The sequence below is a fragment of the Bordetella sp. 2513F2 genome, from assembly GCF_054642735.1.
Genome location: NZ_CM137755.1, coordinates 1,388,688 through 1,404,603, shown reverse-complemented (window position 1 = coordinate 1,404,603; position 15,916 = coordinate 1,388,688). Strand labels below are relative to the sequence as shown.

The window sequence follows — 15,916 nt, the reverse complement described above, 5'->3', positions numbered from 1 at the left end:
TTCAATTGGAGAGTTCATGCACCCACATATCGCCGCTTTCACGTTAGCCGCGGCCATTGCGATCAGCCCCGTCCTCGCGGGCGAGCAGTCGATGTCCAGAAGGGATCATTTCGTCGACTTGATCTCGGGCGAACGTCTGTTCGTCCGAGAAGTCCGGCGGCCGGGCGCTCCGGCTGAGGTCAATTCCGCCGTCCTTCTGATTCATGGCGCGCGTGTGCCGGGCATCGCGTCCTTCGATCTGCCCGTCGCAGGCGGTTCGCTGGCGGCTGACCTGGCGGAAGCAGGACACCTCGTCTACATCCTCGACCTGCGCGGATACGGTGCCTCCAGCCGGCCGGCGGCCATGGACCGAGCGCCCACCGCTTCTGACCCTCTCATGCGAACCGCCGATGCGGTCGCCGATATCGCCGCGACAGTCGATGCCATCACAGAATGGAGCGGTGATCAGCAGGTCAGCATCCTCGGCTGGGCGACGGGTGGTCACTGGGCTGGCGCCTATGCGGCCAAGCATCCAGAGGTCGTAGATCGGTTGGTCTTGTACAACACCCTCTATGGCGGCTCGGGCGAGCACAAGACGCTCGGCCGCGGCTCACCGCTGGACGATCCCGGTCGTCCGGGGACGTTCAATGCAGCGGCTTTTGGCGGATACCGACTGAACACGCGCGCCAGTCTGTTCACCGCATGGGACAACAGCATTCCGGGTCCGGACAAGACCGCGTGGCGAGATGAGCGTGTGGCGAACGCTTACGCGGATGCGGCACTCGCCTCGGATACCTCCTCCGGCATGCGGCAACCGCCGAGTTTTCGTTCTCCGAGCGGCGCCATGGCCGACAGCTTCGAACTGGCGCTCGGCCGGCGGCAATGGTCCGCTGCGGCACTTGCCATGCCGGTGCTCGTCGTTCGCTCGGAACGAGACTTCTGGAGCCGGCCCGAGGACGCGCAAGCGATCGTCGCCGAAGCCCCGCAAGCAAAACTGGTGACCATCCCCGATGCCACGCATTTCGTGCACCTTGACCGTGACAAGGCAGGGCGGGGCGCGTTTCTCAACGCGGTGACCCAGTTCCTCGACCCATCTTCCGCCACACGGAAAGGAAACTGACAATCATGAAAACCAAGTTCGCGTCTCGTGCAGCTTTGGCGCTTCTGGGGCTTGCTGCCATTCCTGCACTCGCACACCATGGCTGGACTTACTTCGATACGAGTCAGGTGCGTTTTCTCGAAGGACAAGTCGTGTCGGTGCGCTGGGGCAATCCCCATCCGATCGTCGTTCTTCGCGTGACGCCGATGCGTGCAGTTCCAGATCTGTCGGCTGTGCGCATGCCAGCAGAAGAAAGTGGCATGTTCAGGAATATGCCGGCCTTGCCCGTGCCGGCTGGCCTTCGACTGCTGGAGACCGACACGCCCGAATACACGGTGGTCCTCGCGCCGCCATCGCGCTTAATGGATTGGGGTATGGGCGAGAAGGATGCCGTGCCCGGTAGCCGATTCCGGATGATCGGGTACCTGGCGTGCGACGACAAGCACGAGTTCAGGCCCGAGGTCGTGATCCTCGACGACAACCGCGCTGTTCGCCAACGTTCCGTGCCCGTCCCGCCGACGGCTTGTTCTTGAGCTTCGGTCGATGCTGGAGTTTCTGCAGGCCCTTCCGCTGGCCGATCTCATCCGCCGCTCGACCTGGGCATTCCCCGCCATCGAGGTCGTGCACCTAGTGGGGATCGCGCTGCTGTTCGGCACGATCATCGTCGTCGATCTCGCGCTGCTCGGCGTGCTGCGTGCGCCGTCCCTGAAAGAGGCGATTCCCTCGCTTCTCACCGTCACCAAAACAGGCGCCGTGCTGGTCGCGATCTCCGGCGCGCTGCTTTTCATCTCCGACCCCCTGGAGCTATGGAACAATCCAGCCTTCCGCTTGAAGATCATTGCGATCGCGATCGCGATTCTCAACGCGCTGCTGTTCCAGAGCTATCTGGCTGAGAAGCAGAAAACTGGTGCTGGCAGCGTTCTGAGGAAGGTGTCGATCGGATCGTCGCTTGTCCTATGGAGCGGCATCCTGGTGCTTGGGCGGGCGATTGCCTATGTTTAGGCCGAACGGATGGCCTCGACGACGCTCAATGTGGGCAATGCCATTGGCCTGGCGGTGCTGGTCGCGCTGGCAAATGCCGGGCTGTCCCGATTGACCGACGCGCCGGTGCGCAGCGGTCTGTCGCAGGGGGGGCAGCAGGCGTTCTATCTGGCGGCGGCAGGGATGGTTGCTGATAACACTTACGTTGCTGCGTAAGGCGGCGAACGCTGTGCAATCTGGTGAAGTCGTTTGAACAAAGGAGACGGCTATGGAACTGCGGCACCTGCGTTGTTTCTTGGCCGTTGCCGAAGAACTCCACTTCGCACGTGCAGCCGAACGGCTGCACATCGACCAGTCGCCCCTGTCGCGCACGATCAAGGAACTGGAAGAACATCTGGGTGCACCGTTATTTGCACGCACCACGCGCAGCACCCGATTGACGCGGGCCGGCAGGCTGTTACTCGAACACGTGCCACGCGTGTTCGCTGCACTCGATCAAGCACGCGCCAGCGTGTGCGCCGCCGCCGCAGGCTATGACGGTCAGTTGCGTATCGCGCTGTCCGACGGTGTTGCACCGGCTCGGTTTTCCTCCCTTATGGCGCTGTGCCGCCAGGACGATCCGGAAATCTCAATCCACTTCGATGAAGTCCCGCTCACCCAGCAGATCAAGGGGCTTCACGATGATCTGTATGACGTGGGATTTTCGCAGTCTACCGATGTCGGCGACGGCATCCTCGCCGAACCGGCCAGGCGCGATCCGCTGCGGGTCGTCATCCCCGCGCGCCATCCCTTGCTAGCGCATGCGCGCATTCCGCTGGATGAAGTATTACGTTATCCGCTAGTGATAGGTGATCCACAGGTCTGCGAGGGCTACAACCACCAGATCGAACGGGTGCTGCGTGCGTTGGACAAGGAGCCTTTGGTGGCCGAACGGGTGATGTCCTTCGACTTGATGATGGCGCTGGTGGCGGCCGGATTCGCCCTTGCGTTGGTGGGAGCGTCGCAGATCGCCGCCAGTCGTGAGCCCAACATCGTCGCGCGGCCATTGGCCGGTGGCTCGCCGATGCTTACCACCTACCTGCTAAGGCGGGCTGGAAATCCGTCGGAGGCACTGAGTAGGTTCGTTGCTCGCGTCGGCCGACTGGAGGTTGATACCGGCAAGGAACACGACCCTTCTCGCATCGCTGCATCGGATGAACTGGATGAATTGAAGGACTCCTGATGAACGCCGCTTCCCGCACTGCTCATGCACTCGCCCTGGCTTGTTTACTGTCGGCCTGCGGACCGTCGCCGGCCAATGACACGGTGGAGTTCCTGACCGCCCATCCCGAGCGCATCAAAGAAATTCAGCGACTGTGCCGTGAAGAGCGCACGAAGGTCACGGACGAGCTATGCGTGCGCGCGGCCGAGGCTGCCAAACGACGTTTCTTCGGCGACCGGCCCGAACAGCGCGCTAAATAGTTTTTCGAACGGCCCCTGCCGCCCAGCCGCGACGGATTCCTTGCCAATTTTCTTATCACGCCGCCGCACGCTCGTGCCTGCGGCATTTTTTTGGGCTTCGCCACCGCAAGAAGTCTGGCTTTTTCCGCCTTAGTTCCCGCCACAACGGCCTTTGACCGGCCTTGATCCCGCACCGAACCTGACGGCTGCGGCACGTCTCCGTGCTGCTTTTCGTGGGCTTCATTTTGCGGGAGAAGGGAGCGGTCGCCATGCAAGGTCAAGGGGTACTGTTCGGGCAAATCGGTGTCGTTTTCGGCATCGTGATTGTCGGCGTGTGGAGTGCCACACAATGGACAGCCGCTGCCCTGGGCTACCAACTACGTCTTGGCTCGCCCTGGTTCGATATCTTCGGCACGCCGGTCTATCACCCCTGGCGGTTGTTCGAGTGGTGGTTTTTCTTCGACGCCTATGCGCCGCACATCTTCGACACCGGAGGGCTGATCGCAGGCGGCAGCGGCCTGGCCGCCGTGGTGGTCGCCATTGCCATGTCGGTGTGGCGTTCGCGGCAGTCGAAACTTGTCACCACCTATGGTTCGGCACGCTGGGCTGATGCGGGAGATATTCGCGAAGCAGGGCTCACCCAGCCCGCAGGCGTATTCCTTGGTCGGCATGATGACCAGTACCTGCGGCACGAAGGCCCGGAACACGTTCTGACCTTTGCGCCCACGCGCTCGGGCAAGGGTGTGGGCCTGGTGGTGCCGACACTGCTGTCCTGGCCCGCATCTGCCGTCATCCACGACATCAAGGGCGAGAACTGGCAGATCACGGCAGGCTGGCGCTCGCGCTTTTCGCACTGCCTGCTGTTCAACCCAACCGATGCTAGTTCGGCCGCGTACAACCCGCTGCTGGAAGTGCGGCGCGGCGCGCATGAAGTGCGCGACGTGCAGAACATCGCCGACATTCTGGTCGATCCCGAAGGCGCGCTGGAGAAGCGCAATCACTGGGAGAAGACCAGTCACGTGCTGCTGGTTGGTGCCATCCTGCATGTGCTCTACGCGGGCGAAGACAAGACGCTGCGCGGCGTCGCCAATTTCCTTTCCGACCCAACCAGTCCGTTCGAGCTGACCTTGCACCGGATGATGACGACCAAGCACCTGGGCGATGCTCCGCATCCGGTCGTCGCATCCGCTGCGCGTGAAGTGCTCAACAAGTCGGACAACGAACGCTCGGGCGTGCTCTCCACCGCCATGTCGTTCCTGGGCCTGTACCGCGACCCGACAGTGGCGGAAGTCACCTCGCGCTGCGACTGGCGCATCGCCGACCTGATTGCTTCTAAACATCCGGTGTCGCTGTACCTGGTGGTGCCGCCGTCTGACATCAGCCGTACCAAGCCGCTGATCCGGCTGATCCTCAACCAGATCGGGCGGCGGCTCACGGAATCGCTCGATGGCAGCGATGGCATCGAGCGACGCCACAAGCTGCTGCTGATGCTCGACGAATTCCCGGCGCTCGGCCGCCTGGACTTCTTCGAGACAGCGCTGGCCTTCATGGCGGGCTACGGCATCCGCAGTTTCCTCATCGCGCAGTCGCTCAACCAGATCGACAAAGCCTACGGCCAGAACCATTCCATCCTCGACAACTGCCATGTCCGGGTGACGTTCGCTACCAACGACGAACGCACGGCCAAGCGCATTTCCGAGACACTGGGCACCGCCACCGAACTGCGCGCCCAGCGCAACTACGCCGGCCACCGGCTTGCGCCGTGGCTGGGGCACCTGATGGTGTCGCGCCAGGAAACCGCACGTCCGCTGCTGACGCCGGGCGAAGTGATGCAGCTTCCGCCCGACGAGGCCGTGGTGATGGTGTCCAGCGTCGCACCGATCAAGGCGAAGAAGCTGCGCTATTACGCCGACGCCAATTTCAAGCAGCGGGTATTGCCTCCGCCTTTGGTGACGGCGGGCCGCTATGCCGATGCGCCGTCGGCACGGCCAGACGACTGGAGCGGGTTGGCGATACCGGCGATGCCTGTGGCACCAGCCACGGCTTCTGCCGACGACCTGGAGAACTTGGGTTCGACCGATGACGGCGGCCCGCGCCGCCAGCCCGAACTGTCCGAGGCCGTCGCCTACGACCCCGAGCCTCAGCACCCGGCCAGCGACCTTTCGCTGCTGGATGACGACGACCCGTTGCCGCTTCCCCGCCAGCTCGATCCCGCCATGCAGCGCACGGCGCGGCTGGCATCGCTTAACCCCAACGACGGAATCGAACTATGAGCCTGAACCGTTCCAGCTACCGCCTGAACCTGTTTATCCAGCACGAGCACGCCAAGCGCCTGGACGAACTGGCCGCCAAGAAAGGCGTCTCGAAGTCCAGCATCGTTGCTGCTGCCCTGGCGTCCTGGCTATCACCGGACGCTGGCGACCAGCGCGAGGCGGCGTTTGCCAAGCGGCTGGATCGTCTCTCGCGCCAGGCCGAACGCCTGGAGCGTGACCAGAACATCCAGATCGAAACGCTGGCGCTGTTCGTCCGCTACTACCTGACCGTCAGCACGCCGGTGCCTGAGGCCCATCAGGACGCGGCCCGCGCCCAGGGCAAGGCGCGCTTTGAGCAGTTCGTCGAACAGCTCGGCAGGCACCTGCTGCGCGGCCGCAGCCTGGTGCGCGATGTGGTGGAGGAACTGCACCCCGATCCCATGCGGATGGATGACGCAGCGGCGATGGCGTCCGCCCATGCGCGCACTGCGGAGCGTGCGTCATGAGTGCCGTGCCACAGACTGCACCTGAGCCGCGCTCATCTGCGGCGGCATCCCAGGATCGCCGTATCCAGATGCTGCGCACCGCTATGGGGCCGGTGATCGCCGCCGCGCTGGAAGACCCGGACGTGGTGGAAGTGATGCTCAACCCTGACCGGACATTGTGGGTGGACCGCCTGTCATCTGGTCGGATGCCGGTCGGCGTCGAACTACCCGAGGCCGATGGCGAACGCATCATCCGCCTGGTCGCCGCGCACGTCGGCGCGGAAGTGCATCGCGGCCAGCCGCTCTTGACCGCCGAACTGCCCGAGACGGGCGAACGGTTCGAGGGCATCTTGCCGCCCGCCGCGTCGGGGCCAGCCTTCGCACTGCGCAAGCGAGCCGTCAACATCATCGGCCTTGAGCAGTACGTGGGCGACGGCATCCTGAGCGCCGAACAGGCGGACTTCCTGCGCCGTGCCGTGCGCGAGCGCCAGAACATCCTGATCGCCGGAGCCACGAGCAGCGGCAAGACCACGCTGGCCAATGCCTTGCTGGCCGAGATCGCCGCCACCGGCGACCGCGTGCTGGTGCTCGAAGACACCATCGAACTGCAATGCGCCGCACGCGACCATGTGCCGCTGCGCACGCGCGCCGGTGTCGTGTCCATGACCGAGCTGGTGCGCGTCACCATGCGCCTGCGTCCTGACCGCGTGATCGTGGGCGAAGTGCGCGGCGGCGAAGCCCTGGATCTCATCAAGGTGTGGGGCACCGGCCACCCCGGCGGTATTGCCACCATCCACGCGGGTTCCGCGCTTGGCGCACTGCTGCGACTGGAGCAACTGATTCTCGAAGTGGCGGTGAACCCGCCCCGCGCCCTGATCGCCGAGGCAGTCAATGTTGTGATCCACATCGCCGGCCGTGGCCGCAAGCGCCGCGTCGAAGCCATCGCCAGCCTCAATGGCTTCGACGGTACGGGCTACCGCCTGGCGAATGCGCTGGAAACGCCGTTCGCCGAGCCGCCACCTGTTTCTCTTGCAGCCGCTGTCGCGGCGCCTTCCTCGTCCCCTGACCAACCTGGAGAACTGCCATGACGCACCTTGATGCTTTCCGCTTTTCCGTAAATCCGCTTCCGCGCCTGTCCAGCCTTGCGCGGCTGCGCAGGCTGGCCCGTCCGACTGGACAAGGGCTGCTGCTCGCGGTGTTGATGCTGTTGCTGGCGGGCACGGCGCAGGCCGCCGGCTCCTCGATGCCCTGGGAAGGCCCGCTGCAATCCATCCTTGAATCCATCCAGGGGCCGGTGGCGCGCATCGTCGCGGTCATCATCATCATCGCCACGGGCCTGGCGCTGGCCTTCGGCGATACCAGCGGGGGCTTTCGCAAGCTCATCCAGATCGTCTTTGGTCTGTCCATCGCCTTCGCCGCGTCTTCGTTCTTCCTGAGCTTCTTCAGCTTCTCCGGCGGGGCCGTCGTATGAGTGCGGCCAACGTTCTTCCGGGCTTCGAGGTGCCGCTGCATCGGTCGCTCACCGAGCCGATCCTGCTGGGCGGTGCGCCGCGCACCGTGGCGATCGCCAACGGCACGCTGGCCGCCGCCGTCGGGCTGGGCCTGCAACTGTGGATTCCCGGTGTCGTGCTCTGGATCGCCGGCCATTCGCTGGCAGTCTGGGGGGCGCGCGTCGATGCGCAGTTCATGCAGGTCTTCGCCCGGCACATCAAGCACAAGCCGCTGCTGGACGTATAGGGGACGCCGCCATGCTGAACCTTGCCGAATACCGCCAGCGCCCGGCTTTGCTTGCCGACTGGCTTCCCTGGGCCGGGCTGATCGCGCCGGGCGTCGTCTTGAACAAGGACGGCAGTTTCCAGCGTACGGCACGCTTTCGTGGGCCGGATCTGGATAGCGCCACGCAGGGCGAGCTGATCGCCACATCGGCGCGCCTGAACAACGCGCTGCGCCGCCTGGGTTCGGGTTGGGCCTTGTTCATTGAGGCCGACCGCCGAGCGGCAGCGGGCTATCCACGCTCCGAATTTCCCGAACCCTTGTCCTGGCTGGTGGAGGAAGAACGCCGCGCGGTCTTCGAAGAATCCAGCCACCACTACGAGAGCGCCTATCATCTTACGCTGGCCTATTTGCCGCCAGAGGAATCCCGCGCCCGTGCCGCCAAGATGCTCTACGAGAACGCGCCGGGCGACGGCGTGGACTGGCGTGGCCGGCTCGATGCCTTTATCGCGGAAACCGATCGTGTCTTCGACTTGCTCGATGGCGTGATGCCGGAAATCGCCTGGCTGGATGACAGCCAGACGCTGACCTACCTGCACGCCACGGTGTCCACGCGGCGCTATCCGCTAGCCGTGCCCGACGTGCCTTTTCACATCGACGCGCTGCTGGCCGACTGCGCCCTGGTCGGTGGCCTGGCGCCCGCGCTGGGCGATGCGCACCTGCGCGTGGTGTCGGTGCGAGGCTTTCCGACCTCGACCTGGCCGGGGATTCTGGACGATCTAAACCGCCTGGGCTTTGCCTACCGCTGGAGCACGCGCTTTGTCTGCATGGACAAGGCCGAGGCGGAAAAAGAGCTCGGCCGCCTGCGCCGCCAATGGTTCGCCAAGCGCAAGAACGTGGTGGCGTTGCTGCGCGAGACGATCTTCCAGCAGGAATCGCCGCTGGTCGATACCGACGCCAGCAACAAGGCCGCCGATGCCGATGCCGCCCTGCAGGAGTTGGGCAGTGATCAAGTCGCCTTCGGCTACATCACCGCCACGGTGACGGTGCTCGATACCGACCCGGCTGTGGCCGATGAAAAGCTGCGCATGGTGGAGCGTGTCATCCAGGGACGCGGCTTCGTCACTATTTCCGAAACGCTCAACGCCGTGGATGCCTGGCTGTCGTCCATCCCCGGCAACGCCTACGCGAACGTGCGCCAGCCCATCGTCTCGACGCTGAACCTGGCGCACATGATGCCGGTGTCCGCCGTGTGGGCCGGGCCGGAGAAGAATGCTCACCTCGACGGCCCGCCGCTGATCGTGACCCGCACCGATGGCGCGACGCCATTCAGGCTGGTGACGCATATCGGCGACGTGGGCCACACGCTGGTCGCCGGGCCGACAGGCATGGGCAAGTCGGTGTTGCTCGCCACGCTGGCGATGCAGTTCCGCCGTTATCCCGGCTCGCGCATCTTCGCGTTCGATATGGGACGTTCTATGCGCGCCACCATTCTGGGGCTGGGCGGTGAGCATTACGACCTGGGCAACGATGGGGCGATTGCCTTCCAGCCCCTGGCCCGCATCGACCAGGAGGGCTACCGCACCTGGGCCGCCGAATGGGTGGAAGGCCGGTTGCTGCACGAAGGCGTGACCGTCGGCCCGGACGAGAAGGCGGCGATCTGGTCTGCACTCGGCAGCCTGGCCGGTGCGCCAGTAGAGCAGCGCACGCTGACGGGCCTGTCGGTGCTGCTGCAATCGAACGCACTGCGCCAGGCGCTCGCGCCCTATGTGCTGGGCGGTGCCCACGGCAAGCTGCTGGACGCAGACTCGGATCGTCTTGGCTCGGGTTCTGTGCAGTGCTTCGAGATGGAAGAACTCATGCACAGCAAGGCGGCGGTGCTGGCCGTGCTGGGCTACCTGTTCGCCCGCTTCGATGACCGCTTCGACGGCGTGCCCACGCTGTTGATTCTGGACGAAGCCTGGCTGTTTCTCGATGACCCGGTGTTCGCCGCCCGCATCCGCCAGTGGCTCAAGACACTGCGCAAGAAAAACGTTTCGGTGATCTTCGCCACGCAGTCGCTGGCCGACATCAAGGATTCGAGCATTGCCCCGGCGGTGATCGAAAGCTGCGCCAGCCGCATCTTCCTGCCCAACCCGCAGGCGACCGAACCGCAGATTCGCACGATCTACGAGGGATTCGGCCTCAACAGCCGCCAGATCGAGATCGTGGCGACCGCGATCCCGAAGCGCGACTACTACTACCAGTCGCGTCTGGGCAATCGCCTGTTCGACCTCGACCTGGGGCCAGCCACGCTGGCCTTTGCCGGCGCATCCACGCCGCAAGACCAGCGCGATATAGACGGCGTGCTTGCCAATGCAGGCGCTTCCGGCTTCGCTGGTGCGTGGCGGCGCCATCGCGGCCTTGATTGGGCCGCCGACCTGCTGCCTTCGTTTCCCGGTTCCTCATCGTCCGCCGCGTCGTTTCCCAACATCCAGCCACTGGAGGTTTCGCCATGAAGACCCGTGTTCTTTCCATAACGCTGGTCGCCGTGTTGTCGGTATCGCTGCTGGCTTCGCAGCCTGCATCCGCGCTGACGGTATTTGACCCGTCGAACTTCGTACAGAACACGCTGACCGCCGTGCGCACGCTGGAGCAGATCAACAACCAGATCAATCAGCTTCAGAACGAAGCGCAGATGCTGATGAACCAGGCGCGCAATCTGGCGAAGCTGGATTTCAACATCGTCAATCGCCTGCGCTCCACGCTCGCCACCACCGAACGCCTGATCGCCGAGGCGCAAGGATTGGCCTTTGATGTGCAGAACATGGATCGGGAGTTCGCGCGGTTGTATCCCGAGCAGTACGCCACCACCGTCAGCGGCGACCAGATGCTGCGCGATGCACAGGATCGCTGGAAAAACACGCTCGATGGCCTGCACACCGCAATGCGGATGCAGGCGCAGGTGTCGCAGAACCTGGCCCAGGATGAAAGCGCATTGGCCGACCTCGTGAGTCAGAGTCAGTCGGCCACCGGCGCCTTGCAGGCGCAGCAGGCGACCAACCAGCTTCTGGCCTTGCAGGTCAAGCAGTCGATCCACGCCCAGCAACTCCAGATCACACAGGAACGCGCCGCCGCGCTGGAACTGGCACGGCAGGCGGCAGCTAGCGAGCGCGGGCGCGAGGTGACGCGCCGCTTCCTGGGCGACGGCACGCCGTACACGCCGCAGCGCGTGGATTTTTACGGCAACTGACGGGAGTGCCGCTATGAACGACGTAACGGTCATCGACCGTTTCCTGAACACCTTCTCGCGCTATATCGACTCCGGTTTCGGGCTGCTGCAAGACGAAGTGGCGTTCCTGACCGCCACGCTGATCGTCATCGACATGACGATTGCCGGCCTGTACTGGGCCATGAGCCATGCCACCGGCCAGGGCGAGGACGTGATCGCCAAGCTGCTGCGCAAGGTGCTCTACGTCGGCGCCTTCGCCTACATCATCGGCAACTTCAACTGGCTGGCTGGGATCGTGTTCCGCTCGTTCGCGGGCCTGGGCCTGACGGCCAGCGGCTCGACCCTGAGCATGGGCGACTTCCTGCAACCGGGACGCCTGGCCAAGACCGGCATCGACGCGGCAGCGCCCATCCTGAAGCAGATCAGCGACATGGCGGGCTTTCCGGAAGTGTTCGTGAACCTCACGCCCATCGTGGTCATGTTCCTGGCCTGGGCGGTGGTGATCCTGTGCTTCTTTGTGCTGGCGATCCAGCTTTTCATCACGCTGATCGAATTCAAGCTGACCACGCTGGCCGGCTTCGTGCTGGTGCCGTTCGCTTTGTGGAACAAGACCAGCTTTCTGGCCGAGAAGGTGCTGGGCAATGTGGTGTCCTCGGGCATCAAGGTCTTGGTGCTGGCCGTCATCGTCGGTATCGGAACTGGCCTGTTCGCTGAATTCCAGGTGCATCCGGCCGAACCCTCCGTTGACCACGCCCTGGTCGTGATGCTGGCTTCGCTCGCCTTGCTGGCGCTGGGCATCTTCGGACCGGGCATCGCTACCGGCCTTGTGTCCGGTGCGCCGCAGTTGGGGGCCGGGGCGATGGCCGGTGCGGCCGTCGGGGCGGCAGGCGCGGCGGTTGCCGTGGGCGCGGCTGCCACCGGCGTGGGCGGTGCGGTGATGGCGGGAGCCAGGATGGCGCCTGCCGCTGCCAAGCTCGCTGGGGCTGGCGCACGGGCCGCCACCTCAACGGCAGGTAGCGCGAAATCGGCATTCCAGGCCGGTTCCGCCGCAGCGGGCGGCGGAACCAAGGGTGCGATGGCCGATGCGGGCAATGTCGCCAAGCGTGGCGCGCAGGCGGCGGGCCAGCGTGCGGGGGCTGGCATCAAGTCGGCGGCTGCCAAGGCGGCAGCGCCGTTCCGGGCTGGCTGGAATGGTTCCAGTGCGGATGGTGGAGCCGGTGGTGGCGTTGCCGGGCAAGCCACCACCGGGAATGCCGCTGGCGGCACTGCCAACGCGCAGAAGCAGGAACAACCCGGCTGGGCCAAGCGCCTGCAACGACGCCAGCAGATCACCCATGCCGCCACCACCGCCGCCCGCACGCTGCGTGGTGGCGACGGCGGTGGTTCGGGCCAAGGCCCGAGCCTGCGCGATTCCGATAGCTGACCTTCAAGGAGAACCCCATGCGATTCAAACGCGCGCAGGTGCGCTACGCCGACACGCCGCAGCCTGCCACCCCGTATCAAGCTGCCGCGCAGGTCTGGGACGAGCGCATTGGCTCGGCCCGCGTTCAGGCGAAGAACTGGCGGTTGATGGCCTTTGGCTGCCTGGTGCTGGCGCTGCTGATGGCCGGAGGTTTGGTGTGGCGTTCGGCGCAGTCCATCGTCACGCCCTATGTGATCGAGGTCGATCAGTCCGGCCAGGTGCGCACCGTGGGCGAGGCGGCTACGCCATACCGGCCCACCGATGCGCAGATCGCGCACCACTTGGCGCGCTTCGTGACGCTGGTTCGTTCGCTGTCCATCGATCCCATTGTGGTGCGGCAGAACTGGCTCGATGCCTACGACTACACCACCGACCGGGGTGCGGCCGTGCTCAACGACTATGCGAACAAGAACGATCCGTTCGCCCGCGTCGGCCGCGAGTCGGTGACGGTGCAGATCACCAGCGTCACGCGCGCGAGCGACGCCTCGTTCAACGTCCGTTGGACGGAACAGCGCTTCGTCAATGGCGCGCCCGCTGGCACCGAGCGCTGGAACGCCGTGCTTTCCACCGTCCTGCAAACCCCGCGCACCGAACAGCGCCTGCGCAAGAACCCGCTGGGGATCTACGTCAACGGCTTGTCGTGGAGCCGCGAACTGGATGCTTCCGAAGGAACCAAGCCATGAACCTGCCTTTCCGCTTTTACGTTTCCGTGCTGACCGTGGCGGCCCTGTCGGGCTGCGCCACGCAGGGCAAACCGCCGCCGTCCATTTCGCTTGATGAGCCGGTGCAGGCGCAACCACTACCGGAACCACCCAAGCCCATCGAAGTCGTCGCCGTTCCCGAACCGCTGGCGCTGCCTGCACAATTGAAGCCGCTACCGGGCGTCGATGCGGCCCCAGTTGCGCCGGAGCCCGCCGACGAGAAGGTGCGCGTCTCTCGTGCCAATGCCGAGGCACGTATCGCCCCGACTCGCGAGGGTTACGTCAATGCGATTCAGGTCTGGCCCTTCACCGATGGGGCGCTGTACCAGGTCTATGCGTCCGTGGGGCGCGTGACCGTGATTGCGCTTCAGCCCGGCGAGGAACTGGTGACGGTCGCCGCGGGCGATACCGTGCGCTGGATCGTCGGCGATACCTCCAGCGGCAGCGGGGCCGATCTGCGCGTCAATGTGCTGGTGAAACCCATCCGTTCCGGGTTGAAGACCAATCTGGTCATCACCACCAGTCGCAGGACGTACCTGCTGGAACTGACCTCGACCGACAAGGCCTGGATGGCGTCGGTGTCCTGGGACTATCCCAAGGACCGGATGCTGGCCTTGCAGCGCCAGTCGCAGGCAGCCAGCGCTGCCGCGCCGGTCGATACGGGTCTGTCGCTGCAGAACATCCGTTTCCGTTACTCGGTGTCGGGCAGCAATCCGCCGTGGAAGCCATTGAGGGCGTTTGACGATGGCGAAAAGGTCTATATCCAGTTCCCGGCGGGCATCGCTCAGGGCGAGCTGCCGCCGCTGTTCGTGATCGGTGCGCAGGGTGACGGGCAATTGGTGAACTACCGCTTCCGCTCGCCGTACTACATCGTCGATCGCCTGTTCGGCGCGGCGGAACTGCGCCTGGGGGCCGACAAGGGCGACGTGGTGCGCATCGAACGCACGGATGGCATCGCCGGGAGGGACTGAGCATGAGCCAGGACGACACTCCAGAGCTGGCCGCGCCGCAGGCGGGCAAGCTTGCGCCCGAGGTGGTGGCGCTGCGCGCCCAGCCGCGCCCGGTCACGCGCCTGAACCGGCGCACGCTGGCCATCCTTGCTGGCGGCATGTCGGTCGCCGTGCTCGGCGCGTTGATGTGGTCGCTTCAACCGCAGCGGCGCGGGGCCAGCGAACAGACCGAGCTATACAACGTCGATCGCGTCTCCAGGTCCGAAGGGCTGGATGCGCTGCCGGCAGACTACTCCAAGCTGCCGCCGACGTTGCCGCCTGCCGTGCCCGAGCTGGGGCCACCGCTGCCGGGCGATCTAGGCCCGGCCATCGTGAACTCGCAGCAGCCGATAACGGCCGCCTATGCCGCACCGGGTTACGACCCCAACGACGCGCTGCGCAAGGAAGCCGAAGCGGCGGCGGCTTCATCGGTATTCTTCCGCACCGGCTCGCCGCAGGCCGCGCCCGTGGCGCAGTCGCAAGTTGCCGCCGCGCCGGGTTTCGCTGCCAACGCGGCCTTCGACCCGCTGGCGGCTGGCCCGGCCTCGACGGCGGCCCAGCCTGCCGACCCGACCGCCGTGCAGAACCGCCAAGATCAGAAAGAGGCGTTCCTGGCAGGCGGTGCTACGGAAACCCGTAACTCCGGCAACCTGCAAATGCCCGCTTCGCCGTATCAGGTCATGGCCGGGACAGTCATCGCAGGCGCATTGGTGACGGGCATCAAGTCGGATTTGCCGGGCGATGTGATTGCCACGGTCACGGAGCCGGTCTACGACACGGCCACCGGCAAGTTCCTGCTGATCCCGCAGGGTTCGCGCATCCTGGGCAGATACAACAGCCAGGTCAGCTACGGGCAGAGCCGCGTGCAGGTGGTGTGGAACCGCATCATCCTGCCCGACACGTCTTCACTCACGCTCGACAACCTGGCCGGCACCGATCCGGCTGGCTATGCCGGACTGGAAGACGATGTGGACTGGCATTGGGATCGGATCTTTGCTGGCGCGGCCCTGACGACACTGCTGGGCATCGGCGCCGAGCTAGCCGCACCTGAGAACCGTCAGGACGGCGATCGCGTCATCATCGCCGGGCGCGACAGCGCACAGGACAGCATCAATCAGGTTGGCCAGGAGATGACCCGGCGCAATCTCAACATACAGCCCACGCTGACCAGTCGGCCAGGCCTGCCGGTGCGGATCATCGTGGCGCGCGATCTGGTATTGCGTGCCTACCAACCGTTGTTCGTCAATCGGGGAACTTCACGATGAGCACGACCAGAAAATTGCGCCTTGGCCCGTTGCCCCGCCAAGAGGTTACAAAGCTGACCTTCGCGTGCCCGGCAAGTCTGAAAGCCGATCTCGACCGCTATGCGCAGCTTCACTCGCAGACCTATGGTGAAGCGGTCGATGCCGTGACGCTGGTCCCGCATATGCTGGAGGCATTCATCGCCGGGGATCGGGGATTCAAGAAGGGAAGCGCAAGCAAGACCGTTCCCCCGAAACCTGGCTGACGATGCACACCCACTACGTTGGTTATCCCTCGAACGCGCAGCCCAACGCTGCGCGTTCTTCGTTCTGGATAGGGCGCGAAAGAATGGGCTATGATGA

The 15,916-nt window shown here is 64.9% G+C and carries 18 protein-coding genes; all 18 read left to right on the top strand.

Going from position 1 to position 15,916, the window contains the following annotated elements; translation table 11 throughout:
* The first annotated feature begins 16 nt into the window (after positions 1 to 16).
* The 18 genes from ACYBYQ_RS06640 to ACYBYQ_RS06555 all read left to right on the top strand — a co-directional run bounded on the left by ACYBYQ_RS06640 (position 17) and on the right by ACYBYQ_RS06555 (position 15,819).
* Positions 17 to 1,099 carry an alpha/beta fold hydrolase gene (locus ACYBYQ_RS06640; protein ID WP_279955816.1) on the top strand — a complete coding sequence of 361 codons (1,083 nt, stop codon included), beginning with the start codon at positions 17 to 19 and terminating at the stop codon, positions 1,097 to 1,099.
* A 5-nt stretch (positions 1,100 to 1,104) separates the two neighbouring features.
* Complete coding sequence (locus ACYBYQ_RS06635; RefSeq protein WP_279955817.1) at positions 1,105 to 1,611, top strand: DUF6152 family protein; 507 nt, start codon at positions 1,105 to 1,107, stop codon at positions 1,609 to 1,611.
* Between the two features lie 10 nt (positions 1,612 to 1,621).
* The gene (locus ACYBYQ_RS06630) at positions 1,622 to 2,080 is read left to right on the top strand and encodes a hypothetical protein (protein ID WP_279955818.1); all 459 of its coding nucleotides are present in this window, start codon (positions 1,622 to 1,624) and stop codon (positions 2,078 to 2,080) included.
* A 9-nt stretch (positions 2,081 to 2,089) separates the two neighbouring features.
* Complete coding sequence (locus ACYBYQ_RS06625) at positions 2,090 to 2,275, top strand: hypothetical protein (protein WP_279955819.1); 186 nt, start codon at positions 2,090 to 2,092, stop codon at positions 2,273 to 2,275.
* A 52-nt stretch (positions 2,276 to 2,327) separates the two neighbouring features.
* Positions 2,328 to 3,281 (top strand): LysR family transcriptional regulator, encoded by a 954-nt coding sequence (locus tag ACYBYQ_RS06620; RefSeq protein ID WP_279955820.1) that lies wholly within the window; start codon positions 2,328 to 2,330, stop codon positions 3,279 to 3,281.
* Positions 3,281 to 3,520, top strand: coding sequence for an EexN family lipoprotein (locus ACYBYQ_RS06615; protein WP_279955821.1), 240 nt, complete (start codon positions 3,281 to 3,283; stop codon positions 3,518 to 3,520). The genes ACYBYQ_RS06620 and ACYBYQ_RS06615 overlap by 1 nt, the downstream gene beginning before the upstream one ends.
* Positions 3,521 to 3,768: 248 nt before the next feature.
* On the top strand, positions 3,769 to 5,772 hold the full coding sequence (locus ACYBYQ_RS06610; protein WP_459618717.1) for a conjugal transfer protein TraG: 2,004 nt from the start codon (positions 3,769 to 3,771) through the stop codon (positions 5,770 to 5,772).
* Complete coding sequence (locus ACYBYQ_RS06605) at positions 5,769 to 6,257, top strand: CopG family transcriptional regulator (protein WP_459617971.1); 489 nt, start codon at positions 5,769 to 5,771, stop codon at positions 6,255 to 6,257. The genes ACYBYQ_RS06610 and ACYBYQ_RS06605 overlap by 4 nt, the downstream gene beginning before the upstream one ends.
* Positions 6,254 to 7,324 carry a P-type conjugative transfer ATPase TrbB gene (gene trbB, locus ACYBYQ_RS06600; protein ID WP_459617970.1) on the top strand — a complete coding sequence of 357 codons (1,071 nt, stop codon included), beginning with the start codon at positions 6,254 to 6,256 and terminating at the stop codon, positions 7,322 to 7,324. Before ACYBYQ_RS06605 ends, trbB begins: the two co-directional genes overlap by 4 nt.
* Positions 7,321 to 7,707 (top strand): TrbC/VirB2 family type IV secretion system protein, encoded by a 387-nt coding sequence (locus tag ACYBYQ_RS06595; RefSeq protein WP_459617969.1) that lies wholly within the window; start codon positions 7,321 to 7,323, stop codon positions 7,705 to 7,707. The genes trbB and ACYBYQ_RS06595 overlap by 4 nt, the downstream gene beginning before the upstream one ends.
* A complete protein-coding gene (locus tag ACYBYQ_RS06590; RefSeq protein WP_459617968.1) occupies positions 7,704 to 7,973 on the top strand; it encodes a VirB3 family type IV secretion system protein in 270 nt (89 codons plus the stop codon). The genes ACYBYQ_RS06595 and ACYBYQ_RS06590 overlap by 4 nt, the downstream gene beginning before the upstream one ends.
* Before the next feature lie 11 nt (positions 7,974 to 7,984).
* On the top strand, positions 7,985 to 10,447 hold the full coding sequence (gene trbE / locus ACYBYQ_RS06585; protein ID WP_459617967.1) for a conjugal transfer protein TrbE: 2,463 nt from the start codon (positions 7,985 to 7,987) through the stop codon (positions 10,445 to 10,447).
* The gene (trbJ, locus tag ACYBYQ_RS06580) at positions 10,444 to 11,181 is read left to right on the top strand and encodes a P-type conjugative transfer protein TrbJ (protein WP_459617966.1); all 738 of its coding nucleotides are present in this window, start codon (positions 10,444 to 10,446) and stop codon (positions 11,179 to 11,181) included. The genes trbE and trbJ overlap by 4 nt, the downstream gene beginning before the upstream one ends.
* A gap of 13 nt (positions 11,182 to 11,194) precedes the next feature.
* The gene (gene trbL / locus ACYBYQ_RS06575; protein ID WP_459617965.1) at positions 11,195 to 12,583 is read left to right on the top strand and encodes a P-type conjugative transfer protein TrbL; all 1,389 of its coding nucleotides are present in this window, start codon (positions 11,195 to 11,197) and stop codon (positions 12,581 to 12,583) included.
* Between the two features lie 17 nt (positions 12,584 to 12,600).
* The gene (gene trbF, locus ACYBYQ_RS06570; protein WP_459617964.1) at positions 12,601 to 13,305 is read left to right on the top strand and encodes a conjugal transfer protein TrbF; all 705 of its coding nucleotides are present in this window, start codon (positions 12,601 to 12,603) and stop codon (positions 13,303 to 13,305) included.
* Positions 13,302 to 14,294 (top strand): P-type conjugative transfer protein TrbG, encoded by a 993-nt coding sequence (gene trbG, locus ACYBYQ_RS06565; protein ID WP_459617963.1) that lies wholly within the window; start codon positions 13,302 to 13,304, stop codon positions 14,292 to 14,294. The genes trbF and trbG overlap by 4 nt, the downstream gene beginning before the upstream one ends.
* A 2-nt stretch (positions 14,295 to 14,296) precedes the next feature.
* Positions 14,297 to 15,577, top strand: coding sequence for a TraB/TrbI/VirB10 family type IV secretion system protein (locus ACYBYQ_RS06560; RefSeq protein ID WP_459617962.1), 1,281 nt, complete (start codon positions 14,297 to 14,299; stop codon positions 15,575 to 15,577).
* Positions 15,574 to 15,819 (top strand): DUF2274 domain-containing protein, encoded by a 246-nt coding sequence (locus ACYBYQ_RS06555; RefSeq protein ID WP_459617961.1) that lies wholly within the window; start codon positions 15,574 to 15,576, stop codon positions 15,817 to 15,819. Before ACYBYQ_RS06560 ends, ACYBYQ_RS06555 begins: the two co-directional genes overlap by 4 nt.
* Positions 15,820 to 15,916 lie beyond the last annotated feature (97 nt).